Here is a 26,165-nt window from a genome sequence, read left to right on the forward strand (position 1 = left end):
TGCGGTGGCGGCGGTGGCGACAGCGACAGCGGTGGCGGTGGCGGCGGTGGCGACAGCGGCGGCGGCGGCGGTGGCGGCGGTGGCGACAGCGACAGCGGTGGCGGTGGCGGCGGTGGCGACAGCGGCGGCGGCGGCGGTGGCGGCGGTGGCGACAGCGACAGCGGTGGCGGTGGCGGCGGTGGCGACAGCGGCGGCGGCTGCGGTGGCGGCGGTGGCGACAGCGACAGCGGTGGCGGTGGCGGCGGTGGCGACAGCGGCGGCGGCTGCGGTGGCGGTGGCGGTGAACCTGAAATGACTCCGTCCCCACCCCGCACCCGCCACCGCACCGAACCCGGTTCGACCCTGTGCTCGCTCCCCATCCTGGGCGGGCCCTGGGTGGTGAGGTCGACGCCGATCGGTTCGGTGGTCGGGCCGGTGATCGGGCGGCGGCGGTAGTAGAACGTGGTTTCCGGGATCAGGTCCCGGTGGTGGAACGTGGTTCGGTCCGGCGGCAGGAACTCGAGGATCGTGTACGGGCCGGCGGGAGCGGTGGCGAACTCGACCACGGTCGCCGCCGTGTCCTGGCCCACGGCGGGCCAGGTGAGGGTGATGTCGGTGGGGCTGGTGAGCTCGGCGGTCAGGTCGGGTGGCGGCGACGGGGCGGCGCAGGCTGTCAGGGCCAGAACCACTCCGAGAGCGGCGAACCGCATCTACTTGCGCCAGAAACGGATGCCGCTCCACTCCACCGTCACGGTGCCGGCGCCACTGTTGGTGCGGTACGCGCCGAACTTGTCGTAGTACGGACCACTCGGGCCAGCCACCGTGTGGCGCAGCGAACCGTTGATATAGGTCCGATGTGTACCGCCTACGTCATGGACGGTGTTCACCCGTACGGTGGTCCCGATCGTGGCGCCGGTGGCAATGGTGTCGCCGCCGTGGACCGCGTACAGCCGGCCGCCGCGTTCCACCGCGAGCATGAAGAACGGCCCGGTGGCCTCGTTGAACGTCTGCTTCAGACTGATCCGCGAGCCGGGCAGGTCGGTGATCCGGAAGTAGCCCTCGAACTGCCGTGACCCACCCGTGTAGGTGACGTAACGGCGTTCAGCGCGCTGGTCACCGCTGGCCGTCGTGCAGGTCAGCCGGAAGGTCAGGTCGTCGACCTGGCCGCACCCACGTTCCTGCACGTTGAACCCCGGCGAGTACGACTCCCACCCGCCAGGCTCCACCTCCGCCGCAGCCACCGGCGCAGTCAACATCAGTGCCGCCAGCGCCGTGAGGACCGCCCCGACTCGGCTCATCGCACACCCCTGAACACTATCCGTGGTCGTTCGACCACGGTACGACAAACCGGAAGCCGTCGGAAGGGTCTAGACCAACAAATGGTCGGATGGCTCAGTGGAAGAAGTCGCGGATGGCCACCGCGAGACCCGCCGGGTCCAGGCCGTGTACCGCGTCGTGGTCGGTGGCCGTGCCGTACGCGCGCACCTCCCTGTCCCGGCTCACCCCCAACGACCGCAGCCGGTGCGGAACGTCGGCGAGCGTCTCGGACACCTGGTGCGCCGAGGTCCCCGCCAGATACGGCTCCACCAGCACGACCTCCGGCGTGGCGCCGGCCACCGCCGCCCGCAGCCCGGCGTGGTCGAACGGCCGCACCGTGCTCGCGTACAGCACCGAGACGTCCAGCCCGGCCGTCGCGGCCAGCACCCCGTCCAGCATCGGACCGACCGCCAGCACCACGCCCCGGCTTCCCTTGCGCACCAAGGTGAACTCCCCGGTGGGCAACGCCGAGCCGTTCTCCCTCGCGGACAGTCGAAGGTAGACCCGGCCGGAGCCGGCGAGCGCCGCGCGCAGCAGCGGCTCGACCTCGTCCGGGTGCCCAGGGACGTGCACGGTCCAGCCGGGCAGGGTGTCCAGCAGCGCCACGTCACCGGGCGCCTGGTGGGTGCGCCCCCACACCGGGTCGTCGTAGGAACCGCCGATGCTGGCGAGCACCGCGCCGACGTCCTGGTGCCCGAGGTCCAGCTTGAGCTGCTCGAACGGCCGCTCGACGAGGAACGGCGTGTAGCTGTGCACCACCGGCCGCAGCCCGGTGAGCGCGAGACCGCCGGCGACACCGATCATCGCCTGCTCGCGGATCCCGACGTTGATCACCCGGTCCGGGTGCCGCTCGCGCGCCGGGGCGAACGCGCCGGCGGAGATGTCGGCGGTGACGACGGCGATCCGGGGATCCTCGTCGAGGGCGGCGGACACGGTGTCGACGAACACCGTGCGCATGATCTTGTCGGTCTGCTGGGTGGTCATCACAGCTCCTCGGCGTGGATCGTGGCCACCACGACGGACGGGCGGCCTGGGTGGTGGGCGGTGAACGCCCGGTGCAGTGCGTCGTGGTCGCGGCCGTCGACGGTCGCGCTGTGCCAGCCCTCGACCTCGAACCGCCGGGCGATACCGCCCGGCCAGCCGTGGCTCGCCGAACCGTTGTCGATCGCGACGACCGTCAGCCGCTCCAGCCCGAGCCGCCCGGCCAGCGCGATGGCCTCGTGGTTGCTGCCCTCGTCGAGCTCACCGTCGCCGACCAGCACGACGACGCGGCTCTCGCGACGCTGCGCGCGCAGGCCGAGCGCGGTGCCGACCCCGAGACCGAGGCCGTGCCCGAGCGAGCCGGCGCCGATCTCCACGCCGGGGACGAGCACGCGGTCGGGGTGCTGGCCCAGCGGCGAGTCGAACGTGGTCCACGTGTCGAGCAGGTCCGGGTCGAGGAAACCCTTGGCGGCCAGAACGGCGTAGTAGGCCATCGGGCCGTGCCCCTTGGACAGCAGGAACCGGTCGCGGTCCGGGTCGTCGACGTTGTCGGGGCTGATGTTCAGGACGCGGTCGTAGAGCACCCACAGGACGTCCACAGTGGACGCGGCGGCCCAGGTGTGCTTCTCGTCGCCGGTCATGCGCTCGAACAGAGCGGCGAGGTCGTGTGTCGTTCGTGTCATGTCACCGAGCGTGCAACCTCGACTCCACTGGAGGTCAAGAAGTCGTTGGAGCAACTCCTCCACCTTTGTCCAGGTTTTCGGTAGGGTCGGTGACGTGCCGAAACTGCCGGACATGCTGACGATCGGTGACGTGGCCAGGCGAAGTGGCGTTCCCCACACGGCGCTCCGCTTCTACGAGGAACGCGGCCTGATCGCGTCCGAACGAACCGTCGGCAACCAGCGGAAATACGCCCGAGCCGTCCTGCGCCGGCTGGCGTTCATCCGCACGGCGCAACGCGTCGGCCTCTCTTTGGAGGAGATCCGCGACGCGCTGAGCACCCTGCCCGAGGGCCGCACCCCCACCAAGGCCGACTGGTCCCGCCTGTCCAACGTCTGGCGCCGCGAACTCGACGCGAGAATCGACGCGATGCAACGCCTGCGCGACCGCCTCACCGCCTGCATCGGCTGCGGCTGCCTGTCCCTGAAGTCCTGCCACCTGATGAACAAGGACGACGTCCTGGCGGCGATGGGCCCGGGCGCTCCCCGCCTCCGCGCCTCCACCGAGGGCGGCATCGTCTGAGCCGGCATCCTCAGGCCCGGCATCATCCGGCCCGGCCTGTGGACAGGTCGAACGACGGGCCGAGAACTGTCGGTGCCGCGCGGTAGTGTTGAAACCGGGGGGCCCCTCCCGGCCTGGGGTGCGTGAAGGGGCCGTTCGCGCGCGGAGTGGGGGTTGTCGGCGTGCGGGGGAGGTGCATCCAGGGCGACCGTCAGGAACTGTCGGTGTCGCGCGGTAACGTTGAAACCGGGGGTCCCCTCCCGGCTGGGGGCGTGCGGAAGGGACGGTTCGCGCGGGCTGAGGTGGTCGGCGCGGTGGGGGGCTCGACGTTTTCCGACGTCCAGGCGGGTGCGGGGTCAGGAGCTGGTCGGTGGCCGGTGGTCGCGTCGGGAACCGCGCGTTGTCAACCGACCATCCACAGGATGGCGCCGGCCACGGCGATCGCCGCGGCCAGGCCCAGGGCGACGGCCAGGGCCTTGGCGGTGCGGTAGGTCGAGTAGACGCCACCCAGCAGGAAACCGGCGAGCGCCAGCAGGCCGATGACCACAACTTCCTTCGACACGACCCGCAGCCTAGAGCACGCCCTTCGTGCTGGGGACGCCGGTGAGGCGGGGGTCGGGCTCGGCGGCGGCGCGTAACGCGCGGGCCAGCGCCTTGTACTGCGCCTCGGTGATGTGGTGGGGGTCGCGGCCGTGGACGACGCGCAGGTGCACGGCGATCCTGGCGTGGAACGCCAGGGACTCGAAGACGTGGCGGTTCAGGACCGTCGGGTAGTTGCCGCCGACGACGAAACCGGTCATCACCTCCGGTTCTCCCGTGTGGACGCAGTAGGGGCGGCCGGAGACGTCCACCGCCGCGTGGGCCAGGGTTTCGTCCATCGGGATCCAGGCGTCGCCGAAGCGGCGGATGCCGTGTTTGTCGCCCAGGGCCGAGCCGATCGCCTCGCCGAGCACGATGGCCACGTCCTCGACCGTGTGGTGGGCGTCGATCTCCACGTCGCCGGTGGCGCGGACCGACAGGTCGAACGCGCCGTGCACGCCGAACGCCGTGAGCATGTGGTCGTAGAACGGCACACCGGTCGACACGTCGACCTTGCCCGCGCCGTCGAGGTCGATCTCGACGGCGACCGACGACTCCTTCGTGGTCCGCTCGACCCTGCCGATCCGGTTCACCTGACGATCTCCTCACTGGCGGCCAGGAACGCGTCGTTCTCGGCCGGGGTGCCGATGGTAACCCGCAGATGCGCGGGGATGCCGACGTCGCGGATCAGTACCCCGTGGTCCAGATAGGACTGCCAGGTCGTCCGGGCGTCGGTGAAGCGTCCGAAGAGGACGAAGTTGGCGTCACTGTGGACCACGTCGAAACCCAGTCCGCGCAACGATTCCATCACCCTGTCCCGTTCGGACGAGAGGACGTGTACCGAGTGGAGGGTTTCCTCGGCGTGGCGCAGGGCGGCCCGCGCGGCGGCCTGGGTGAGCGTGGACAGGTGGTAGGGCAGGCGCACCAGCTGCAACGCGTCCACCACGGCCGGCGCCGCGGCCAGGTACCCCAGCCGGCCACCGGCGAACGCGAACGCCTTGCTCATCGTCCGGGACACGATCAGCCTGGCCGGGAACTCGCCGATCAGACCCACCGCGCTGGGCCGCGACGAGAACTCCGCGTACGCCTCGTCGACCACGACCAGGCCGGGGGCGGCGGCGATCAGCTCACGCAGCTCGGCCAGTGGCAGCGAACCGCCGGTCGGGTTGTTCGGGCTGGTCACGAACGCGACGTCCGGCCGGCGCCGCGCGAGGATGTCGGCGGCGCGGGCGGTGTCCAGGGTGAAGTCCGGCCGGCGCGGCGTCGGCGCCCACTCGGTGCGGGTGCCGGCGGCGATGATCGGGTGCATCGAGTACGACGGCTCGAACCCCAGCGCCGTTCGGCCGGGACCGCCGAACGCCTGCAGGATCTGTTGCAGCACCTCGTTGGACCCGTTGGCCGCCCACAGGTTCGGCACGCCCAGCGGCACACCGGTCGCCGAGGTCAGGTAGCTGGCGAGGTCGGCGCGCAGGGCGATGGCGTCGCGGTCGGGGTAGCGGTGCAGTTCGGCGGCGGCGCCGGTCACCGCCTCGGTCACGTCGGCGACCAGCGCGGGCGGCGGCGGGTAGGGGTTCTCGTTGGTGTTGAGCCGAACGGGCACGTCCAGCTGCGGCGCGCCGTAGGGGCTGGCGCCGCGCAGGTCGGCGCGCAGCGGCAGGTCGTCGAGCCCGATGCTCTCGCCGATGGTCACCCGGCGCTCCCGAACCGGGCGGTGACCGCCTGGCCGTGGGCCGGCAGGTCCTCGGCGTCGGCCAGCGCGACCACCCTCGGCGCGACGGCCGCCAGGGCCTCGCGGGAGTAGTCGATCACGTGGATGCCGCGCAGGAACGTCTGCACCGACAGGCCCGACGAGTGTCGTGCGCAGCCGCCGGTCGGCAGGACGTGGTTGGAGCCGGCGCAGTAGTCGCCGAGCGAGACCGGGCTGTGCGGGCCGACGAAGATCGCGCCGGCGGCGCGGACCCTGGCGGCCACACCGGCCGCGTCCTCGGTCTGCACCTCCAGGTGCTCGGCGGCGTAGGCGTCCACGACGGACAGTCCATCGTCCACGGTGGACACCAGGACGCAGCCGGACTGCCGGCCGCGCAGGGCGGTGGTGATCCGCTCGCGGTGCCGGGTGCGCTCGACCTGCCGGGCGAGTTCGGCGTCGACCCGGTCGGCGAGGTCCTCGGAGTCGGTGACCAGCACACTCGCGGCGAGCGTGTCGTGCTCGGCCTGGCTGATCAGGTCGGCGGCCACGTGCACCGGGTCGGCGGTGGCGTCGGCCAGGACCGCGATCTCGGTCGGGCCGGCCTCGGAGTCGATGCCGATCAGGCCGCGCAGCAGGCGTTTGGCGGCGGTCAGGTAGACGTTGCCCGGGCCGGTGACCATGTCGACCGGTTCGAGGTCGGTGCCGTCGGTGTCGGTGCCGCCGTGGGCGAGCAGCGCGACGGCCTGGGCGCCGCCGACGCCCCACACCTCGGTGACCCCGAGCAGCGCGGCGGCGGCCAGGATCGTCGGGTGCGGCCGGCCGCCGAAGTCGGCCTGCGGCGGCGAGCACACGACCAGCGACTCGACCCCGGCGGCCTGCGCCGGGACGACGTTCATGACCACGCTCGACGGGTAGACCGCGAGGCCGCCCGGGGCGTAGAGGCCCACGCGCCGGACCGGGACCCACCGCTCGGTCACCACGCCGCCCGGCACGACCTGGGTGGTGGTGTCGGTGCGCCGCTGGTCGTCGTGGACGGCCCGCGCCCTCCTGACGGACTCCTCAAGCGCGTCCCGGACGTCCGGGTCAAGGTCGTCGAGCGCCTCTTTCAGAGCCGATTCGGGCACTCGAACGGATGACGGCCGGACGTTGTCGAAACGCTCCGTGTAGTCCAAGGCGGCCAGGACCCCCCGGTCGCGGACGTCCTCGACGATCGGACGCACCCGGTGCAGGACCGCGTCCACATCGACCTCGGCGCGTGGCAGCAGCGCACGCAGCTTGGCCGGGGACGGGACACGACCGCGCAGGTCAGTACGGGTGAGCATCGGCTTCCTCTGGATCGTTCTGCCCGGGGTGTCCAGAGTAAGCCGTCGGGCCGTCAGCCGGTCGGCCCAGTACCTTCGTCGGTGATCAGCCGTGTGCGGTACGTGCCCGACCATTGACGGGTTGTCACGACCGGACGGGAGCGCCAGGCTCGGCCACGCACTGGCCTCGTCGGGGAGGAACACACACATGTCGAGCACACGTCGTGCGCTGGCCACGGTTGCCGCGGCCGCGTTGGTGCTGGCCACCGGATGGTCGGCCACCGCCCAGGAGAACACGCCACCACCCGATCGTGGGATCTATCAGGTGACCGGAGCCGACGACGCGCAGGCCAGGACCGAGGTCGCGCGCACCGGCGTCGACGTGCTCGGCGTGCGGGACGGGACCATGGAGGTCGTCGCCAGCCCCGCCCAGGCCAGGACCCTGCGCGACGCCGGCTACGCGCCCCGGCTGACCGGCGACTTCGACGCGGCGCTGGCCGCGCAGAGCAACGGGCCCGCCGCGGCCGACGACTTCCCCGCCGGCGACGAGGGCTACCACACCTACGACGAGATGGTCGCCGAAGTGCGGGCGGCGGCGGGCGACCACGCGGACATCACGTCGGTGTCCAGCATCGGCAGTTCGTTCGAAGGGCGGGACCTGCCGCTGGTGAAGATCAGCGACAACGTGGGGGTCGACGAGGACGAGCCCGAGGTGGTGTTCACGTGCAACATGCACGCCCGGGAGCATCTGACGCTGGAGATGTGCCTGCGGATCGTCAACCGGTTCACCGACGGGTACGGGACCGACGAGACGGTCACCGGTTTCGTGGACGGGCGGGAGATCTGGGTGGTGCCGTCGTTGAACCCCGACGGGGCCGAGTTCGACATCTCCGGAGGCGAGTACCAGGGGTGGCGGAAGAATCGGCAGCCCAACTCCGACGGGTCCGTGGGGACCGACATCAACCGGAACTTCTCGTACAAGTGGGGATGTTGCGGTGGGGCCAGTGACTCACCGTCGGCCGAGACCTACCGGGGGCCGTCGGCCGGGTCCGCGCCGGAGGTCGCCTCGGCGCAGGAGTGGGTTTCCTCCCGGGTGATCGACGGGGAGCAGCAGATCACCGCGCACATCGACTTCCACTCGTTCTCGGAGTTGGTGTTGTGGCCGTTCGGGCACACCTACGACACGGTGACCGAGGGAATGACCCAGGAGGAGTACGACCGGTTCTCCTCCGTGGGGACCGAGATGGCTGACGCCAACGGGTACACGCCTGACCAGGCCAGTGGGTTGTACATCACCGACGGGGACATCAACGACTGGATGTGGGGGGAGCACAAGATCCTGAGCTTCTGTTTCGAGATGTATCCCTCAGGTGGTGGGCTGGACGGGTTCTACCCGCCCGACGAGGACATCGTCGAGCAGACCACCCGGAACGACTCCGCCGTGGACGTTCTGTTGACCCACGCCGGGTGATCGGCCGTCCCGGTTCGCGCGCCTACTGGGGGGTCCAGGTTTCCAGGTTCCACCAGGCCCCCCAGGTGGCGTCGACGGTGGGCGAGTCCACCACGGGTTCGTAGCCGTCCCACGATTCCCGGATGACGTAGGTGTGGTGGGGGGCGGCGATGACGACCATGCCCGGGGACGTGATGTACGCGCGTTGGAGGCGGCGGTAGGCGGTGGCGCGTTGGGCCGGGTCGGTCGCGGTGCGCCCGGTGTTCAGGGCGTCGTCGACCGTGGCGTTCTGGTAGGCGCCAAGGGCGGCGTCGCTCGTCGTGCTCAGGTGGGGGTGGAGGGCCAGGTCGGGATCGAACGGGTCGCCGAAGGCGACCAGGGAGGAGCCGGTGAGGGACTCCCGAGCGGCGGGAAGCAGGTCCACCTGGATGCCGATAGAGCGGGCGCTGGTGGCGAAGGACTTCGCCAGGTCCTCGGACACCGTGTCGCCCGCTAAGTAGCTCAGGGTGAACTTCGCCGGTTGACCGTTCCTGCTGCGGATGCCGTCGGCACCGGTGACCCAGCCTCGCGACTCCAACTGGTCCAGGGCGTGGGTGATGTTGTACTCGAAAACCGCCCCGGGCTCCACGTACTCGGCGAGGACCGCGGGCATCGGGGTGTGGGCGACCTGCCCCTGCCCGGCCAGCACGTCGTCGACGACCGTGCGGCGGTTCATGGCGTGGTTGAGGGCCAGGCGCACGGCGGGGTCACCGGTCACCGGGCCGTCCGACGGGAGTACGACGGCGCGTACGTCGGCGGAGCTGTGGGAGACGACGCGCAGGCCGTCCGTCCCGTCGAACTCCTGGGCCAGGGCCGGCGGGAGCGCGGCACCGTCCAGCTTTCCCTCACGAAGCCTCGTCGCCCTCGCCTCGTCGTCGGGGAGGAACTCGACGGTGACCTTCTTGATCGCCGGGGCACCGGCCCAGTAGTCGTCGTTGGCCGCCAGGACCAGGCGGGTGCCGCGCTGCCAGTCGTCCACCCTGTACGGGCCGGTGCCGATCGGGGGGCTCGTCGCGGCGAGCGACTCGCTCGACATGATGCCGAACACCAGCAGGTCCGGGAACGGGGCGTACGGCGCCGTCAACTCGAAGCGCACCACCGACGGACTCTGCGCCACCACCTGCCGCAGCATCGAGAACCGTTGGCGCATCGGGGAACGGTTCGCCGGGTCCAGCAGCGCCTGGTACGTGGCGACCACGTCCTGGGCGTCCAGCGGGCTTCCGTCCGAGAACGTCACGCCGGCTCGCAACCGGACGGTCCACGTGCGACCGTCGGCCGCCGGTTCCGGTAGGTCGGCGGCCAACGCGGGACGCAGGGTCAGGTCGACGTCGTGCTCCACCAGGCCGTCGAAGATCTTCGCGGCGCCGTTCGCGCCGTAGCCGGACAGCGGGTTCAGCTCGGCCGGCTCCTCGGCGACCGCGATCACCAGCGAGGTGCCGTCCGGATCACCGGACGCCGGAGGTGCCGGGTCGCCGGTGCAACCGGCGGCCAACGACACGACCGCCAGCAGCGCCACGACGACGCGGCGCGGGGACAAGGTGGGCACGGGCCCCGACCCTAGTCTGGGCCCCTATCCTGATGTCGGTGGATTGGTCACTTCGGGAGGCGCCATGCGGGTCGCGTTGAGCCAGATCACGTCAACCGGCTCGCCCGCCGACAACCTCACGCTCGTGCGCCGCTCGGTCACCGCCGCCGCCGACGCCGGGGCCAGCGTGGTCGTGCTGCCCGAGGCGACGATGGCCCGTTTCGGCACTCCGCTCGCCCCGGTCGCCGAGCCGCTCGACGGGCCGTGGGCCACGGCCGTCGCCGCGATCGCCGAGGAACACGGGGTGTTGGTCGTCGCCGGGATGTTCACGCCGGCCGACGACGGGCGGGTGTTCAACACGCTGCTGGCCACCGGGTTCGGCCAGCACGTCGGCTACGACAAGGTCCACCTGTTCGACGCGTTCGGCTTCACCGAGTCACGCACCGTCGCGCCCGGTTCCGACCTCGTCACGGTCACCGTCGACGACGTCACCTTCGGCCTCGCGACCTGCTACGACATCCGTTTCCCCGGCGTGTTCACCGGCCTGGCCGACCGGGGCGCGAGCGCCGTGCTGCTCGGCGCCGCGTGGGGCGCCGGGCCGGGCAAACGCGAGCAGTGGGAACTGCTGGTTCGCGCCCGCGCGCTGGACTCCACGTGCTGGGTGGCGGCCTGTGGGCAGGCCGACCCGACCGAGTCCGGGCTCGCGCCGCACGCGACGGCACCGTCGGGGATCGGGTACAGCATGGTCGCCGGGCCCTCCGGCGCGGTCACCGCGCAGTTGGGCGCGGCCGACGACCTGCTGGTCACCGACCTGGACCTGGAGCTGGTCGGCACCACCCGGGCGGCCATCCCGGTGCTGGCCAACCGGCGGCTATGAGCGGCGCGGCGTCGCGACGATCCGCGCGCCGTCGGCGGGCACCAGCGTGATGTTGCGGGTCTTGCGCCGCTCCGGTTTCGGCTGCGCCGGCCGCAGGTCGTAGCGGGTCAGCGCGGCGCGCAGCACCGCCGCCGCTTCCTGCAGGGAGAACCCGGCGCCCAGGCAGCGGCGCGTCCCGCCGCCGAACGGGATCCACGTGCCGGCCTCCGGCGAGCGGCCGACGAACCGCTCCGGGCGGAACTCGACCGGCCGCTCGTACCACGTGGGATCCCTGTGCACCAACGAGATCGACGGTGCGACGACCGTCCCGGCGGGGAGCAGGTAGCCGCCGATCTCGGTCGACTCCATGAGCATGCGGGCCACGTTCTGGATCACCGGGCGGCGACGCATCGCCTCCTTGGCGACCGCCTTCAGGTACTCGTCGTCGCCGTCGTCGGCGGCCTGGCGGGCCCGGCGCTGCACGTCCGGGCGGCGGGCCAGCTCGTGGAAGGACCAGGCCAGGGCGGTCGCCGTGGTCTCGTGGCCGGCCAGCAGCAGGGTGATCATCTGGTCGCGGACCTCGGCGTCGGTCAGCTCGCCGCCGCCCGCGGCCAGCAGGCGGGACAGCACGTCGGCGCGGTCGGCCAGGTCGCCGGCGGCGCGGCGGTCGGTGATCTCGGCCTGGAGCAGGCGGTTCACCTCGTGGAGGTTGTCCCGGCTGCGCCGCCACGGCCCCACGTCGGCCAGCCGGCGGTAGCTCCAGCCGAGGATGGTCAACGGGCCGATGTCGGAGACCTGGCGCAGGCGCGGGCGCAGTTCGGACAGCCGCGCGCCCTCGCCGAGCCCGAACACCACCCGCAGGATGATCTCCAGCGTGACGGCGTTCATCCTGGGGTGCACCTCGAACGGGTGACCGACGGGCCAGGACTCGACGTTCTCGACGGCCAGTGACGTCATCAGGTCGCCGTAGCCGCGCAGGGCCGCACCGTTGAACGCGGGCATCAGCAGCTTGCGGGCCCGCAGGTGCTCGTCACCGTCGGCGATGAGGATCGAGTGCTCGCCCATGATCGGTTCGAGCATCTGGTTGCCCTTGCCGGCGTGGAACACCGACGGCGAACCGGCGAAGACCTCCCGGATGTGCTCCGGGTTGCACAGCGTGACCACGACCCGGTTGCCGGCGACCCGGGTGCTGAACATGTCGCCGTGGCGGCGGTGCAGCCGCAGCACCAGCTGCCGGCGGGCCACCACGTACATGATCGTCTGCACGATCGCCGGGAGCCGCGAGCCGGGAGGCAGGGTGGGCACCATCGCCCCGGTCGTCGCCATACCACCGGTTATACGCGATCAGGGGTCCGCAGATCCATGCCGAGGTCCAGGGCTGGCGCCGAGTGGGTGAGCGCGCCGACGGCCAGGTAGTGCACGCCGGTCTCGGCGTAGCGGCGCGCGTCGACCAGGGTCAGGCCGCCGCTGACCTCCAGGCGGGTGGCCGTGCCGCTCACGCGGCGCACGGCCTCGACGCACCGCTCGACGGTGAAGTTGTCCAACAGCACCAGTTCCGCGCCGGCGGCGAGGGCCTCGTCGAGCTGGTCGAGGGTGTCGACCTCGACCTCGCACGGCAGCGTCGGCGCGTGCGCCCTGGCGGCGGCCAGCGCGGCGGTCACCGAACCGGCGGCCAGCACGTGGTTGTCCTTGATCAGCACGGCATCGCCGAGCCCCAGCCGGTGGTTCTCACCGCCGCCGCACCGCACCGCGTACTTCTCCAGCAGGCGCAGACCGGGCAGGGTCTTGCGGGAGTCACGGATCACCGCGCCGGTGCCGGCGACCGCGTCCACCCAGGCGGCGGTCGCGGTGGCCACGCCGGACAGGTGACAGAGCAGGTTCAGCGCGGTGCGCTCGGCGGTCAGCAGGCCGCCGACCGGGCCCCGGACCACCAGGACCGGTGTGCCAGCCGGCACCCGGGCGCCGTCGTCGACCCGGTCGAGGACCTCGACGTCACCGAGCACCGACTCGAACACCGCCAACGCGGCCGGGATCCCGGCGACGGTGCCGGGGGCGCGCGGGGTCAGCTCGGCGACGGCGACCGCGTCGGCGGGCACGGTCGCGGCGGTGGTCGCGTCCTGGCCGTAACGCAGGTCCTCGGCCAGCGCGGTCGCCACCACGCGGCGCAGGTCCTCGGGGTCGAGGCCGGTCATGCGGAACCTCCGGTGATCAGGCCGCGCCCCGGGCGAGCAGGGCGTGGCTGTCGAGCATGGGCTGGCCGGACGGGGTCAGGCGCACGGTCAGGCCGTGGGCCAACGCCGGGTCCGACCCGGGGTGGTCGGTACGCACGTGGCAGCCCCGGGACTCGGTCCTGGCGGCCGCGGCGGCCAGCAGCGCCCGCGCGGTCAGGGTGAGCGCGGCGTCCTCGACCCGTTCGCGGGTCGTGAGTGGACGGTCCACGGCGGACACGTCGAGGACCGAGGCGACGACCGCCAGCCCCTCGGCGTCACGGCCGATGGCCGCGTAGCGGCTCATCACGCGTTGCAGGGTGTCCCGGTCGGCGGCCGGGAGGGTCGGCGCCGGGCCGCAGGCGGCCAGCCGGCGTTCGGTGAGCCGGCCGACGGCCAGGTCGGCGGCCACGGCCTCGGCGGCGCGGGTGCCGACGACCAGACCCTCCAGCAGGCTGTTGGACGCCAGCCGGTTGGCGCCGTGCAGGCCGGTGCGGGCCACCTCGCCGGCGGCGTAGAGCCCGACGACCGGGGTGCGGCCCTCGACCGTCGACACCACGCCGCCGCAGGCGAAGTGGGCGGCCGGCGACACCGGGATGGGCGAGACGACGGGGTCGACGCCGGCGGCCAGGCACGCGGCGAGCACCGTGGGGAAGCGGCGGGCGAAGGTCGGGCGGTCGAGGTGGGTGGCGTCGAGGAAGACGTGGTCCTCGCCCAGTTCGGCGGCGTGGCGGGCGATCGCGGCCGACACCACGTCCCGGGGGGCCAGGTCGCCGAGCGGGTGCACGCCGGCCATCACCCGCGCGGCCCGCGAGTCGACCAGCACCGCGCCCTCGCCGCGGACCGCCTCGGTCACCAGCGGGCAGCGGCCGCGCGCGCCGGCTCCGGTGTAGAGCACGGTCGGGTGGAACTGGACGAACTCCAGGTCCATCACCGGCGCCCCGGACCGCAGGGCGATCGCCACGCCGTCGGCGGTGGCCACGGCCGGGTTGGACGTGGCCTGGAACAGCTGGCCGAGGCCGCCGGTGGCCAGCAGCACGGCCGGCGCGCTCAGCACCCCCGGCACGCCGTCGGCGTCGAGCACCAGCAGGCCGGCGACCTCACCGGCCGGGGTGCGCAGCGTGTCGACGGCGACGTGCCGCTCCAGCATCGGCACCTGCCCGTCGCGGGAGGCGGCCAGCAGCGCGCGCTCGACCTCCGCGCCGGTCGCGTCGCCGCCGGCGTGCACGACACGGAAGGCCGTGTGGCCGCCCTCGCGGGTCCGCGCCAGCCGCCCGCCGGAGGGGGCCGGGTCGAACACGGCGCCCCTGGCCCGCAGGCGGGCCACGGCCTCGGGGCCGTCGGTGATGATCGCCGTCGTCGCGGGTTCGTCGCACAGGCCGGCGCCGGCGGTGAGGGTGTCGGCGACGTGCCGGTCGAGCGAGTCGTCGGGGGTGTCGCCGAGGACGACGGCCACCCCGCCCTGGGCCCAGCGGGTGTTGCCGCCGTCGGCCTCGTCCTTGGTGACCACCAGGACGCGCAGGCCCAGTTCCCTGGCGCGCAGCGCGGCGGTCAGCCCGGCGACCCCGCTGCCGACCACGACCAGGTCGGCCCGCGCCTCCCAGGCGAGGTTCACTCCCCACCGCCCGGCTTGCCGATCTCGATCATTCGGCGCACCGCGCCCCGGGCGCGTTCGGCGACCATCGGGTCGACGTGCACCTCGTCGGCGCCCTCGCGCAGCGACCGCAGCAGCGCCGCCGGGGTGATCATCTTCATGTAGCGGCAGGAGGCGCGGTCGTTCACCGCGCGGAAGTCGACCTCGGGGGCGGCGCGGCGTAACTGGTGGAGCATGCCGACCTCGGTGGCGACCAGGACGGTCTTGGCGTGGGTGGCCCTGGCCTCGGTGACCATGTCGCCGGTGGACAGGATCTTGACCTGCTCGGCGGGCACCACGCCCTCCCCCGCCAGGTACAGCGCCGAGGTGGCGCAGCCGCACTCGGGGTGCACGAACAGGTCGGCGTCCGGCTCGGCGGCGGCGCGGGCGGCCAGCTCCGGGCCGTTGATGCCGGCGTGCACGTGGCACTCGCCGGCCCACACGTGCAGGTTGTCCCGGCCGGTCTCGCGGCGCACGTGCGCGCCGAGGAACTGGTCGGGCAGGAACAGCACCTCGCGGTCGGCCGGGATGGAGGCCACCACGTCGACCGCGTTGGACGAGGTGCAGCAGATGTCGGTCTCGGCCTTGACCTCGGCGGTGGTGTTCACGTACGAGACGACGACGGCGCCGGGGTGCTCGGCCTTCCAGGCGCGCAGCTGGTCGGCGTCGATGGAGTCGGCCAGCGAGCAGCCGGCGCGCGCGTCGGGGATCAGCACCGTCTTGTGCGGGCTGAGGATCTTGGCGGTCTCGGCCATGAAGTGCACGCCGCAGAACACGATGGTCGAGGCCTCGCTGGCGGCCGCGATCCGGCTCAGCGCGAGCGAGTCGCCGGTGTGGTCGGCGATGTCCTGGATCTCGGGCAGCTGGTAGTTGTGGGCGAGCAGCACCGCGTCGCGCTGCCTGGCCAGCCGGCGTACCTCGTCGCGCCAGGCGGCGTCCGCCTCGACACCGCCGTAGGGCGTCAGGTCTTCGGCGATAGCGGCCATGTCGTCACTCCCTCGCGTTGGCAATCGTTGCCGATTTCCCATCCCGAGGTTTTCGCCTTAGGATCGAAAACATGGCCGATGCTACCACCGCACCCCTGCCGGCGGCCCACGAAGTTCTCGCCGCGGTGCTCCAGGTGCGAGCAGACTCACTCCAGGTCCTGCTCTGGCAACGCGCACTGGAACCGCACGCGCACCGCTGGTCACTGCCCGGCGGCCGGCTCGGCGCCACCGAGGACGTCGAGACCTCCATCAAGCGCCAACTCGCCGAGAAGGTCGACGTCCGGCAGTTGTCGCACGTCGAACAACTCGCCGTGTTCAGCGCGCCCCGGCGGGTCCCCGGTGAACGGGTCGTGGCCACCGCGTTCCTCGGCCTGGTGCCCTCCGACGTCGACCCCGGCCTGCCCGCCGACACCCGCTGGCACCCCGTCGACGACCTGCCGCCCACCGCGTTCGACCACGACTCCATCGTGCTGCGAGCCCGGCACCGGCTGCGCTCCAAGCTGTCCTACACCAACATCGGCTTCGCGCTCGCGCCGCCGGAGTTCACCATCTCCGCACTGCGCGGCCTCTACTCCGCCGCCCTGGGCTACCGCGTCTCGGCCACCAACCTGCAACGCGTCCTGGCCCGCCGGGGCCTGCTCGAACCCACCGGCCAGACCGCCGCCCCCGGCCGGGCCGGCGGACGCCCGGCAGCGCAGTTCCGGTTCGTCGAGGCCAGCATGTCGGTGACCGACCCGTTCGCGGTGCTGCGGCCACCGAACCAAGCGCGCACCGGCGGGCCGTCGTAGGTTGGAGCGGTGCCCGAGACGCTGCCCCTGTTCCCCCTGCAGACGGTCTTGCTGCCAGGCACCACGTTGCCGCTGCACATCTTCGAGCCGCGCTACCGGCAGCTCACCGTCGACCTGATCACCGGCGCCTTACCGGACAAGCGGTTCGGCGTGGTCGCGCTGGCCCCGTCGCACGAGGCCGAGATCACCTCCCGCGACCAGCTCCGGGAGATCGGCTGCGCCGCCCTGCTCCGCCAGGCCAAACGCCTCCCCGACGGCCGGTTCGACATCGTCACCGCCGGCGAACGGCGCTTCCGGCTGCTGGCCGTCGACTCCTCCAGCGCGCCCTACCTGATGGGCGCCGTCGAATGGGTGCCCGACACCCCCGCCGTCATCCCCGGCCAACGCGACGCGCAGAGCACCATCAACTCGCTGATCGGCGCGGCCCGCTCGGCCTACCGCCGCTACTGCCAGGCCGCCTGGCAACAGGGCGACTGGGACGAACCCGCCGAGGACGTCGCCGTCGAAACCCTCGCCCACCTGCTGGCCACCGACTGCCTGCTGCCCCTGGAGGACCGCCAGCGCCTGCTGGAGGAAACCCGCCCGCTGCACCGACTGCGGCTGGCCGGACGCCTGCTCAACCGGGAGGCCGGGATCCTGGCCACGCTGCGCGCCGTGCCCGCGCCCCCCGCCGAACTACGCCACCACGCCAGCCGGAACTAGCCCAGCCGGCGGCCGAGGTCGTCCATGCTGTTCCACGCGGCCATCACGCCGTACATCAACGCGGTCGTCAACGGCCAGGCCAGCAGCACCCACTGGCTGTCCACCACGGGCGCCAGTCGGATCACGTCCAACACCTCGACCTTCGCCGGCAGCGGATAGCGCCCCGCCGCCCAGCTCTCGCCGAGCAACACCGCCAGCCAGCCGCCCAGCCCCGACCCCAGCACCGCCGCGATCATCACCACCGGGCCGCGCCGCCCCCGCAGGAACCACACCGCCAGGCCCGTGCACAGGCCGGCCGCCAGGCCCAGCAGCAGGAAGATCACCAGCGCGTCGCCCCGGTGGTAGCTCTCCGCCTGGTTGGCCGTCAACGCCGAGAGCGGCAGGTCCTCGCCGTCCCGGCCGATCACCCGGCGCGTGGCCGGCGCCAGCAGCGACCACAGCCAGCCGACCAGGAACCCCAGCATCGACACCGTCGCCAGCACGCTGACCGCCGGAAGCAGATCGGCCCGCACCACGACCCTCGGCCGCGGCGGATACCACTGGTAGAAGTAGGCGGGGTAGCCCGGCGGCGGCCCAGCCTGCTGCGGTTCGGGAACGACGCCGTCACCGGCGGTGTCGTCCTGCCGGAGGGGCCCGGGGCCCTGTTCTCCGACCGGTTGTTCCGCCACCCAGACCTCCCACTAGCCACGCCACATCATCTGTGACGACAAAGACTAGTCGGTCGCCCTCAGGGCGTCGGACGAAGAGCGCTCACCGTGACGACTGCACCGCGCGGACCACCCGGACGGCGTCACCTGGACCACCATCCGGCGCGCGCAGTCCTGGCAGAAGCGGGGCGGGTCGATCGCCCCGCGCGCACCCTCACAGCGGGTGTGGTCGCCCTCGGCCGGCGGAACGCCGCAGTGCACGCAGTACATGTCAGAGGGTGTCGCTCAGCGCCTTGATCGGCATGTTCAGCTCGGTCAGCATGTCGAGATCCTGCTGGGCCGGCCGGCCGAGGTTGGTCAGGTAGTTGCCGACGATGATCGCGTTGATGCCGCCCAGCATGCCCTGCTCGGCACCCAGGTCGCCCAACGTCAGCTCCCGGCCGCCGGCGAAGCGCAGCATCGTGCGCGGCATCGCCAGCCGGAACGCCGCGACCGTGCGCAACGCGTCCGGGCCCTGCACGATCTCGAAGTTCTCGTACGGCGTGCCGGGCTGCGGGATGAGGAAGTTCATCGGCACCTCGTGCGGGTCCAGCTCGGCGAGCTGCACGGCGAACTCGGCGCGCTGCTCGACCGTCTCCCCCATGCCGATGATGCCGCCGCAGCAGACCTCCATGCCGGCGTCGTGCACCATCCGCAGCGTCTCCCAGCGCTCCTCCCAGGAGTGCGTGGTGACCACCGACGGGAAGTGCGAACGCGCCGTCTCCAGGTTGTGGTTGTAGCGGTGCACGCCCATCGCCACCAGTTCCTCGACCTGCTCGGGGGTGAGCATGCCCAGCGAACAGGCGATCTGGATGTCGTTGCCGTCCTCGCGGATCGCCGCGATGCCGTCGCGGACCTGGGACATCAGTCGCTTGTCCGGGCCACGCACGGCCGCCACGATGCAGAACTCGCTGGCACCGGTCGCCGCGGTCTCCCGCGCCGCCCTGACCAGGCCGGGGATGTCCAGCCACGCCGAGCGCACCGGCGAGGGGAACTGGCCGGACTGCGAACAGAAGTGGCAGTCCTCCGGGCAGCCGCCGGTCTTGAGGCTCACGATGCCCTCGACCTCGACCTCCGGTCCGCACCAGCGCATCCGCACCTGGTGGGCCAGCTCCAACAACTCGGGCATCCGGTCGTCGGGCAGCCGCAGGATCTCCAGCACCCGAGCCTCGTCCAGGCCAACGCCCCGCTCGAGCACCTGCTCGCGAGCCAACGCCAGCACGTCGGTCGAGTCGCCTGTCGAGTCGCGGTCAGCCCCGGTCCGTTCGGCGGCAGCGGTCACGAATGCCTCCTCGCTCGTGGTGATCGGCCTGCTGGCCAAGTCTGCCGCACGCGGCGACGCGGCGAACGCGATGTATCTCACGCGCTACCGGCTCTTGAGCCGGTCGGCATCACGCGACGTGTGCGGCGGCGAACCCGTTCGCGTCGAACTCGCCACCCAACGAGGGGCCCAGCGAGGCGCGAGCGACCGTGCGGAACCCGTCGCGGCCCAGCGAACCGGCCTGCTCGGGCAGCGCGCCGACCAGCGGCGCGTCCGCCACCAGCGGCAGGTCGTCGAGGTTGCAGCGGGCCGCGAGATCCGGCTCGGCCGGCCACGAGCCGACCACCACCCCGGCGCACTCGATCCCCCGGCGGCGCAACACCTCGGCGGTCAACGCGGTCGCGTTGAGGGTGCCCAGCCCGGCGGCGGCGACGATCAGCACCGGCGCGCCGATCGACCAGGCCACGTCAGCGAGCGTGCCGCCGTTGTCGTCCATCGGGACCAGCAGGCCGCCGGCGCCCTCGACCAGCACGTCGTCGTGACCCCGGGACAGCTCGACCGCGGCGGCCGCGGCCTGGGACGGGGTGACCGGCAGGATGCCGGCGCGGCGGGCGGCCGTGCCGGGGGCCAGCGGTTCACCGAACCTGGCCAGCTCCCAGGTGGTGACGTCGTCGCCGGCCAGCCGACCGACGTCGTCCACGTCGCCCGGCTCGCCAGGGGGCAGCCCGGTCTGGGCCGGTTTCAGGACGGCGACACTGCGCCGCCGCGCCAACGCGAGCGTGGCGATCGCGGCCGTCACCACCGTCTTGCCGACGCCCGTACCGGTACCCGTGAGCACGATGACACTCACGGTCGGTCAGGCTAGACCCACCCGTTCACGCCGATCTCACCCGCCCCGGTCAACCCGCCTTCGCCGCCGCCAGCACCGCGCCGGTGATCGTGGCGACGTCGCCCGGCTCGCACACGAACGGCGGCATCGTGTAGATCAGGTCCCGGAACGGGCGCAGCCACGCGCCGTGCCCGACGGCCGCGCCGGTCGCCGCCGCCAGGTCCACCTCGTGGTCGAGCTGCACGACACCGATGGCGCCGAGCACCCGCACGTCCGCCACCCCCGGCAGGTGCGCCGCCGGCGCCAGCCCCTCGGCCAGCTCGCCCTCGATCCGCTTCACCCGCTGGCGCCAGTCCTGGCCGCGCAACAGGTCGACCGACGCCTGGGCCACCGCGCTGGACAGCGGATTGCCCATGAACGTCGGGCCGTGCGCGAGCACCGGCACCTCGCCCCGTGAGATCCCCTCGGCCACCCCCGGCGTGCACAACGTCGCCGCCATCGTCAGATACCCGCCCGTCAGCGCCTTGCCGACACACATCACGTCCGGGGCGACCCCCGCGTGGTCGGCGGCGAACATCTCGCCGGTCCGGCCGAACCCGGTGGCGATCTCGTCGAAGACCAGCAGCACGTCGTTGGCCAGGGTCAGCTCGCGCAGCACGTGCAGGTAACGGGGATCGTGGAAACGCATCCCGCCGGCGCCCTGCACCACCGGCTCGACGATCACCGCCGCCAGCTCGTCGGCGTGCGTCTCGATCAGCTCGGCGAGCTGGGCGACGTAGTCGTGGTCCAGCGCGGCCGGCGGCGGATCGGCGAACAGCTGGTCGGGCAGGACACCGCGCCACAGGCTGTGCATGCCCCCCTCCGGGTCACACACGCTCATCGGGTGGAACGTGTCCCCGTGGTAGCCGCCGCGCCAGGTCAACAGCCGCCGCTTGTCCGGCCGCCCCGCCGACCGCCAGTACTGCAGACACATCTTCACCGCGACCTCGACCGACACCGACCCCGAGTCACAGAGGAACACGTGCTCCAACGGATCCGGCGTGATCTCCACCAGCGTCGCGGCCAGCCGCACCGCCGGCTCGTGGGTCAACCCGCCGAACATCACGTGCGACATCCGCCCGGCCTGCGCGGCCAGCGCGGCGTCGAGCACCGGGTGGCGGTAGCCGTGGATCGCCGCCCACCACGACGACATGCCGTCGACCAGCTCCCGCCCGTCGGCCAACCGCAGCCGCACCCCGCTGGCGGACTCGACCACCAGCGGGTCGGCGGTGCCCGGCATCGGACCGTACGGGTGCCACACGTGCGCCCGGTCGAGCGCGATCAGCTCAGCGACGTCCACGTCCGGAGGCTAGGTCACGACCCGCCGCCACCGGCGCACCAGTGGGTCGACTCACGCGTCGACCGCCACCCCCGGGATCGCCTTGATCTCGCCCAGGAACGCCGGGGTGACCTTGATCGGGTAGTCGTCCAGCGCGAGGGTGACGCCGTTCTCCTTGTGCGCGAACTTCAGGTGCACCGGAGTGTCACCGCGGTGGGCCGACAGGGTGTTCTTCAACTCGCCGACCACCTCGTCGTTGAGCTTGCCCGGATTGCACAGCAGGACCAGCGGGATCTCCTCGTCGGCCGCGCCGAGATCGGCGTCGGTGAACTCCAGCGGGATGACCCCCGAGCCGAACACCGACATCTTGTCCTCGCGCCAGTTGACCCGGCCCTTGACCGCCACCACGCCGTCCTCGACCAGGTCCTGGGACAGCACCGAGTACGACTTCGCGAAGAACAACACCTCGATCGAGGCGTCCAGGTCCTCGATGGTGGTGATCGCCCACGGCTCACCCTGCTTGTTCACCCGGCGCTCCAACGCCGAGATCATGCCGGCCAGGACGATCTCACCCTCCTTCGGCGCGTCGCTGATGATCTCGGCGATCGGCTTGGGGGCGTGCTTGCGCAGCAGCCGCTCCGCGCCGTCGAGCGGATGCGCCGACACGTACAGGCCCAGCATCTCCCGCTCGTAGCTGAGCAGCTGCTTGCGCGGCCACTCCTCGGCGGTGAACCGCAGGTGGGCCAGCGGGCTCGCGTCGGCCTCCGCCGGGGTGTCGTCGTCCCCGCCGAACAGGTCGAACTGGCCCATCGCCTCCTGCCGCTTGAGCCCGACGACGGCCTCCACGGCCTCCTCGTGCACCTGGACCAGCGACAGCCGGGTGTGCCCCAGGGAGTCGAACGCGCCGGCCTTGACCAGCGACTCGATCACCCGCTTGTTGCAGCACAACAACTCCGACTTGTCCAGGAAGTCGGTGAACGAGGTGTACGGGCTCTTGGCCGTGCGCGTCCGGATGACCGACTCGACGACGTTGGCCCCGACGTTGCGGACCGCGCCGAGACCGAACCGGATGTCGGTACCGACCGCCGCGAACCGCAGCCCCGACTCGTTCACGTCCGGCGGCAGCACCTTGATGCCCGACCGGCGGCACTCCGACAGGTAGACCGCCGACTTGTCCTTGTTGTCGGCCACCGAGGTGAGCAGCGCCGCCATGTACTCGGCCGGATAGTTCGCCTTCAGGTACGCCGTCCAGTACCCGACCAGGGCGTAACCGGCCGCGTGCGACTTGTTGAACGCGTACCCGGCGAACGGGAGGACCGTGTCCCACAGGGTCTTGATGGCCTCGGCCGAGTAGCCGTTGGCCTTCATGCCCTCCTCGAAACCCGCGTACTCCTTCTCCAGGACCTCGGCCTTCTTCTTGCCCATGGCCTTGCGCAGCACGTCGGCGCGTCCCATGGAGTAGCTCGCCACCTTCTGAGCGATCTGCATGATCTGCTCCTGGTAGACGATCAGACCGTAGGTCTCGGACAGGATGTCCTTGAGCGGCTCCTCCAGCTCCGGGTGGATCGGCACGATCCGCTGGCGCCTGTTCTTGCGGTCGGCGTAGTTGTTGTGCGTGTTCATCGCCATCGGACCGGGCCGGTACAGGGCGTTGACCGCGGTGATGTCGTTGAACTCGGTGGGCTGCATGCGGCGCAGCAGGTCGCGCATGGCGTTGCCGTCGAGCTGGAACACGCCCAGGCTGTCGCCGCGACCCAACAGGTCGAAGGTGGCCTTGTCGTCCAGCGGCAGCGTGTCCAGGTCGATGTCCTCGCCCCGGTTGGCCTTGATGTTGTCGATCGCGTCGCCGATGACCGTCAGGTTGCGCAGGCCGAGGAAGTCCATCTTCAGCAGGCCGATGGCCTCACACGACGGGTAGTCCCAGCCGGTGATGATCGACCCGTCGTCGCGGCGCCACAGCGGGATGGACTCCATCAGCGGCGAGGAGGACAGGATGACCGCGCAGGCGTGCACGCCCGCGTTGCGGATCAGGCCCTCCAGGCCGCGGGCGGTCTCGAAGATCTTGCCGACCTCGTTGTCGGTCTCGATCAGCGTGCGGACCTCGGCCGCCTCGGCGTAGCGCTCGTGCTTGGGGTCGACGATGCCCGACAGCGGGATGTCCTTGGCCATGACCGGCGGCGGCAGCGCCTTGGAGATCCGGTCGGCGATGGAGAACCCCGGCTGGCCGTGCAGGACGCGGGCCGAGTCCTTGATCGCGGCCTTGGTCTTGATCGTGCCGAACGTGATGACCTGGGCGACCTTGTCGGAGCCGTACTTCTCGGTCGCGTAGGTGATCATCTCGCCGCGCCGGCGGTCGTCGAAGTCGATGTCGATGTCGGGCATGGCGGTGCGCTCGGGGTTGAGGAACCGCTCGAACAGCAGGCCGTGCGCGATCGGGTCGAGGTTGGTGATGCCCAGCGCGTAGGCGACCAGCGCGCCGGCGGCCGATCCACGGCCAGGACCCACCCGGATACCGACCTTGCGGGCGTAGGTCACGAGGTCGGCGACCACCAGGAAGTAGGCCGGGAAGCCCTTCTGGTTGATCACGTCCAGCTCGAACTCGGCGCGGTCGACGTACTCCTGCGGGACGCCGTCGGGCAGGCGCCACTCCAGGCCGCGCATGACCTCCTTGTGCAGCCAGCTCGGCTGGGTCTCCCCCTCCGGCACGGCGAACACCGGCATCCGGTCGACCGGCGACCAGATCTCCTCGTAGGACTCGACCCGCTCGGCGATCAGCAACGTCGAGTCGGCGGCACCGGGAACCTCCTTGTCCCAGTACTCCCGCATCTCCTCGGCCGACTTCAGGTAGTAACCGTCCCCGTCGAACTTGAAACGGTTCGGGTCGGAGAGCGTCTTGCCGGACTGCACGCACAGCAGCGCCGCGTGCGCCTCGGACTGGTCACGGGTGACGTAGTGCGAGTCGTTGGTGGCCAGCGGCGGCAACTCGAGCTTGCGGGCGATGTCGAGCAGACCGTCACGCACCGACCGCTCGATCGGCAGCCCGTGGTCCATCAACTCCAGGAAGAAGTTCTCCTTGCCGAAGATGTCCCGGTAGTCCGAGGCGGCCTGGATGGCCTCGGCCGGCTGGCCGAGGCGCAGCCTGGTCTGCACTTCGCCCGACGGGCAGCCGGTGGTCGCGATGATCCCCTTGGCGTACTCGGAGATCAGTTCCCGGTCACAGTTGTGGACGGCGAAATCGGTGACGTAGGAGTGGTCCTCCTCGACCTCGATGTTGTAGGTGACGCCCGCGTAGTGCTCGCGCAGCACCTCCGCCACCGGCTTGTACACGAAGTCGTCGTCGGACAACGTCCGCCGATACGCGGGCGTGCGGTCCGGGGAGAAGTTGGACCGGTATCTCTGCGCGTGGTTCTCACTGGTCACCGGCTGGCAGTACGTGCTGGCGAAGTCGGCGTTGAGGCGTGCGGCGAGCGTCCGCAGCTGCCAGTGGAGCTGGACCGAGGTCTGCTCCAGACTCACGACCTCCGGCCTGGTCTGCGAACCGTCACCGGCGAGCGCACCCCGGAACATGCCGCGCATGAACTCGTCCGGCGCGTCGAACACGAACGCCGGCAGGTGCTTGTTGTTGGCGCCCTTCCCGCACAGGGAGGTCAGCAGCTGCGCGAGCAGCGTGGAGCTGACCGACACCGAGATGCCCCGATAGCCAGGACGATCCGGCCTGCCCCGAACAACGGCTTTCTTGCCGGTGTACTTCTCCACCAGCTTCACACAGAAGTCCGCGAGGTCCCGCTCGTCCTCGTGCAGGTACCACGACACGGTGTGGCCGCGGTCGACGCCGCCCTCCGCGACGAACAGACCGAGGAAGAACCCGAAGTCGTGGTCCAGCTCGATCTCGCCGCGCAGGTCCCCGTAGTGCCTGGTCGGTCCCATACCGGGACGCTCGACGACCTGGACGAACCGATCGGGGTCACCGTCGACCGGGGCCCAGGTGACGTGGTCGGCCACCCGGACCGACCGCACCGGCTCCGCGTCCGACGCCACCCTGGGCAGACACACCCAGCTGTTCCAGTAGTCAGCCGTCTCACGGGTACCGGTTCCCGGCCGGCCGGCCACGATGTCCTTGGCCTCGACCCAGGACCTGGTGCCGTCACGGTGCCGGATGAGCACTGGGTGTTCCCCGGTCATCCAGGTGACCCGCTGGTAGCGGTTGTTGAGCCGGACACCGTAGATGTCACCGTCGTGCTGGTTGCGCATCAGCTCGACCACGCGACGGAAGCGGCCACGGTGGGTGAGCACCTCGTCGCCGACCCGGACATCCTCGATGCGCGTCATGCCGTCCCTGGTCATGATCTCCTGACCAGGCAGGAAGCATCTCGGCTTGCGATATTGACCCTCGATGCTCGCCCGGGAGGACAGTGTGAACAGGTTGCGCAGGCCGGTGGAGTTACCGGCGAGCATCGTCATGTGGGTGTAGGCGCCGGCGCCGGAGACGTCGCCGCCCTCGCCGTGTTCGTCGCTGCTGCGCTGGCGGGCCTCGCCCCAGAAGACCGGCTTCTTGTGGTAGCGGCTGCCGGGGGCGATGTAGGCCTCGATGCCGATGATCGGCTTGATGCCGGCCTTGCGGGCGCACTGGTAGAACTCGTCGGCGCCGTACATGTTGCCGTGGTCGGTCATCCCCACCGCGGGCATGCCCAGCCGTGTGGCCTCCGCGATCAGTGGCGCCACCTTCGCCGCGCCGTCGAGCATCGAGTACTCGGTGTGAACATGGAGATGTACGAAGGAGTCAGCCGCCACGAGGCATCACCCTACGTCGCGTTCATGAT

General features: G+C 71.6%; 24 protein-coding genes. 6 read left to right on the top strand and 18 right to left on the bottom strand.

Annotated elements, in window-relative coordinates; translation table 11 throughout:
- Nucleotides 1–295: hypothetical protein (locus BLA60_RS44120; RefSeq protein WP_211289024.1), on the top strand; the 295-nt coding region annotated here is incomplete at its 5' end.
- Between the two features lie 394 nt (nucleotides 296–689).
- Here the strand turns inward: BLA60_RS44120 and BLA60_RS41000 are convergent.
- The 3 genes from BLA60_RS41000 to BLA60_RS41010 all read right to left on the bottom strand — a co-directional run bounded on the left by BLA60_RS41000 (nucleotide 690) and on the right by BLA60_RS41010 (nucleotide 2,960).
- Nucleotides 690–1,277, bottom strand: coding sequence for a LamG domain-containing protein (locus BLA60_RS41000; protein WP_075138507.1), 588 nt, complete (start codon nucleotides 1,275–1,277; stop codon nucleotides 690–692).
- Nucleotides 1,278–1,371: 94 nt separating this feature from the next.
- Nucleotides 1,372–2,280 (bottom strand): transketolase family protein, encoded by a 909-nt coding sequence (locus tag BLA60_RS41005; protein ID WP_075138508.1) that lies wholly within the window; start codon nucleotides 2,278–2,280, stop codon nucleotides 1,372–1,374.
- Complete coding sequence (locus tag BLA60_RS41010) at nucleotides 2,280–2,960, bottom strand: thiamine pyrophosphate-dependent enzyme (RefSeq protein WP_075138509.1); 681 nt, start codon at nucleotides 2,958–2,960, stop codon at nucleotides 2,280–2,282. The genes BLA60_RS41005 and BLA60_RS41010 overlap by 1 nt, the downstream gene beginning before the upstream one ends.
- Before the next feature lie 94 nt (nucleotides 2,961–3,054).
- Between BLA60_RS41010 and soxR the strand changes: the two genes are divergently transcribed.
- Entirely contained in the window at nucleotides 3,055–3,519 is a 465-nt protein-coding gene (soxR, locus tag BLA60_RS41015; protein ID WP_075138510.1) for a redox-sensitive transcriptional activator SoxR, read from the top strand.
- A gap of 382 nt (nucleotides 3,520–3,901) precedes the next feature.
- Here the strand turns inward: soxR and BLA60_RS44710 are convergent, their stop codons facing one another.
- Genes BLA60_RS44710 through hisD form a run of 4 tightly spaced genes read right to left on the bottom strand, consistent with a single transcriptional unit; the run spans nucleotide 3,902 to nucleotide 7,086 of the window.
- A complete protein-coding gene (locus BLA60_RS44710) occupies nucleotides 3,902–4,060 on the bottom strand; it encodes a hypothetical protein (protein WP_170108441.1) in 159 nt (52 codons plus the stop codon).
- Between the two features lie 10 nt (nucleotides 4,061–4,070).
- Nucleotides 4,071–4,670: an imidazoleglycerol-phosphate dehydratase HisB gene (gene hisB, locus BLA60_RS41020; protein WP_075138511.1), complete on the bottom strand. Its 600-nt coding sequence runs from the start codon at nucleotides 4,668–4,670 to the stop codon at nucleotides 4,071–4,073.
- Nucleotides 4,667–5,767 (bottom strand): histidinol-phosphate transaminase, encoded by a 1,101-nt coding sequence (locus BLA60_RS41025; RefSeq protein WP_075138512.1) that lies wholly within the window; start codon nucleotides 5,765–5,767, stop codon nucleotides 4,667–4,669. The genes hisB and BLA60_RS41025 overlap by 4 nt, the downstream gene beginning before the upstream one ends.
- The gene (gene hisD, locus BLA60_RS41030; RefSeq protein ID WP_075138513.1) at nucleotides 5,764–7,086 is read right to left on the bottom strand and encodes a histidinol dehydrogenase; all 1,323 of its coding nucleotides are present in this window, start codon (nucleotides 7,084–7,086) and stop codon (nucleotides 5,764–5,766) included. Before hisD ends, BLA60_RS41025 begins: the two co-directional genes overlap by 4 nt.
- A gap of 187 nt (nucleotides 7,087–7,273) precedes the next feature.
- Between hisD and BLA60_RS41035 the strand changes: the two genes are divergently transcribed.
- Nucleotides 7,274–8,536 (top strand): M14 family metallopeptidase, encoded by a 1,263-nt coding sequence (locus tag BLA60_RS41035; protein WP_075138514.1) that lies wholly within the window; start codon nucleotides 7,274–7,276, stop codon nucleotides 8,534–8,536.
- A 22-nt stretch (nucleotides 8,537–8,558) separates the two neighbouring features.
- Here BLA60_RS41035 and BLA60_RS41040 read toward each other — a convergent pair whose 3' ends face one another.
- On the bottom strand, nucleotides 8,559–10,100 hold the full coding sequence (locus tag BLA60_RS41040) for an ABC transporter substrate-binding protein (RefSeq protein WP_245812512.1): 1,542 nt from the start codon (nucleotides 10,098–10,100) through the stop codon (nucleotides 8,559–8,561).
- Nucleotides 10,101–10,164: 64 nt separating this feature from the next.
- Between BLA60_RS41040 and BLA60_RS41045 the strand changes: the two genes are divergently transcribed.
- Nucleotides 10,165–10,956, top strand: coding sequence for a carbon-nitrogen hydrolase family protein (locus BLA60_RS41045; protein WP_075138515.1), 792 nt, complete (start codon nucleotides 10,165–10,167; stop codon nucleotides 10,954–10,956).
- Here BLA60_RS41045 and BLA60_RS41050 read toward each other — a convergent pair.
- Genes BLA60_RS41050 through nadA form a run of 4 tightly spaced genes read right to left on the bottom strand, consistent with a single transcriptional unit; the run spans nucleotide 10,951 to nucleotide 15,761 of the window.
- Complete coding sequence (locus BLA60_RS41050) at nucleotides 10,951–12,261, bottom strand: cytochrome P450 (protein WP_075138516.1); 1,311 nt, start codon at nucleotides 12,259–12,261, stop codon at nucleotides 10,951–10,953. The genes BLA60_RS41045 and BLA60_RS41050 overlap by 6 nt on opposite strands.
- A gap of 8 nt (nucleotides 12,262–12,269) precedes the next feature.
- Nucleotides 12,270–13,127 (bottom strand): carboxylating nicotinate-nucleotide diphosphorylase, encoded by an 858-nt coding sequence (gene nadC / locus BLA60_RS41055; RefSeq protein ID WP_075138517.1) that lies wholly within the window; start codon nucleotides 13,125–13,127, stop codon nucleotides 12,270–12,272.
- Between the two features lie 16 nt (nucleotides 13,128–13,143).
- Complete coding sequence (locus BLA60_RS41060) at nucleotides 13,144–14,757, bottom strand: L-aspartate oxidase (RefSeq protein ID WP_075138518.1); 1,614 nt, start codon at nucleotides 14,755–14,757, stop codon at nucleotides 13,144–13,146.
- Nucleotides 14,754–15,761 carry a quinolinate synthase NadA gene (gene nadA, locus BLA60_RS41065; RefSeq protein WP_075138519.1) on the bottom strand — a complete coding sequence of 336 codons (1,008 nt, stop codon included), beginning with the start codon at nucleotides 15,759–15,761 and terminating at the stop codon, nucleotides 14,754–14,756. The genes BLA60_RS41060 and nadA overlap by 4 nt, the downstream gene beginning before the upstream one ends.
- Nucleotides 15,762–15,895: 134 nt before the next feature.
- Here nadA and BLA60_RS41070 point away from each other — a divergent pair, with 134 nt between their 5' ends.
- Nucleotides 15,896–16,549 (top strand): NUDIX hydrolase, encoded by a 654-nt coding sequence (locus tag BLA60_RS41070; protein ID WP_075138536.1) that lies wholly within the window; start codon nucleotides 15,896–15,898, stop codon nucleotides 16,547–16,549.
- Between the two features lie 9 nt (nucleotides 16,550–16,558).
- Entirely contained in the window at nucleotides 16,559–17,251 is a 693-nt protein-coding gene (locus tag BLA60_RS41075) for an LON peptidase substrate-binding domain-containing protein (protein WP_075138520.1), read from the top strand.
- Here BLA60_RS41075 and BLA60_RS41080 read toward each other — a convergent pair.
- The 6 genes from BLA60_RS41080 to dnaE form a co-directional block, all read right to left on the bottom strand.
- A complete protein-coding gene (locus BLA60_RS41080; RefSeq protein WP_075138521.1) occupies nucleotides 17,248–17,919 on the bottom strand; it encodes a DUF2567 domain-containing protein in 672 nt (223 codons plus the stop codon). The genes BLA60_RS41075 and BLA60_RS41080 overlap by 4 nt on opposite strands.
- Nucleotides 17,920–17,964: 45 nt before the next feature.
- Nucleotides 17,965–18,168, bottom strand: a complete 204-nt coding sequence (bsaP, locus tag BLA60_RS46640; RefSeq protein ID WP_075138522.1) for a biotin synthase auxiliary protein BsaP — start codon at nucleotides 18,166–18,168, stop codon at nucleotides 17,965–17,967.
- Nucleotide 18,169: 1 nt separating this feature from the next.
- Complete coding sequence (gene bioB, locus BLA60_RS41090; protein ID WP_425427140.1) at nucleotides 18,170–19,159, bottom strand: biotin synthase BioB; 990 nt, start codon at nucleotides 19,157–19,159, stop codon at nucleotides 18,170–18,172.
- A 169-nt stretch (nucleotides 19,160–19,328) separates the two neighbouring features.
- Nucleotides 19,329–20,048, bottom strand: a complete 720-nt coding sequence (gene bioD / locus BLA60_RS41095) for a dethiobiotin synthase (RefSeq protein ID WP_075138524.1) — start codon at nucleotides 20,046–20,048, stop codon at nucleotides 19,329–19,331.
- 49 nt (nucleotides 20,049–20,097) lie between these two features.
- Nucleotides 20,098–21,366, bottom strand: coding sequence for an adenosylmethionine--8-amino-7-oxononanoate transaminase (locus tag BLA60_RS41100; RefSeq protein WP_075138525.1), 1,269 nt, complete (start codon nucleotides 21,364–21,366; stop codon nucleotides 20,098–20,100).
- A 51-nt stretch (nucleotides 21,367–21,417) separates the two neighbouring features.
- On the bottom strand, nucleotides 21,418–26,136 hold the full coding sequence (gene dnaE, locus BLA60_RS41105) for a DNA polymerase III subunit alpha (RefSeq protein WP_154814981.1): 4,719 nt from the start codon (nucleotides 26,134–26,136) through the stop codon (nucleotides 21,418–21,420).
- Nucleotides 26,137–26,165: the final 29 nt, after the last annotated feature.

Origin of the sequence: Actinophytocola xinjiangensis, from assembly GCF_001921215.1 — a bacterium.
Taxonomy (GTDB): domain Bacteria; phylum Actinomycetota; class Actinomycetes; order Mycobacteriales; family Pseudonocardiaceae; genus Actinophytocola; species Actinophytocola xinjiangensis.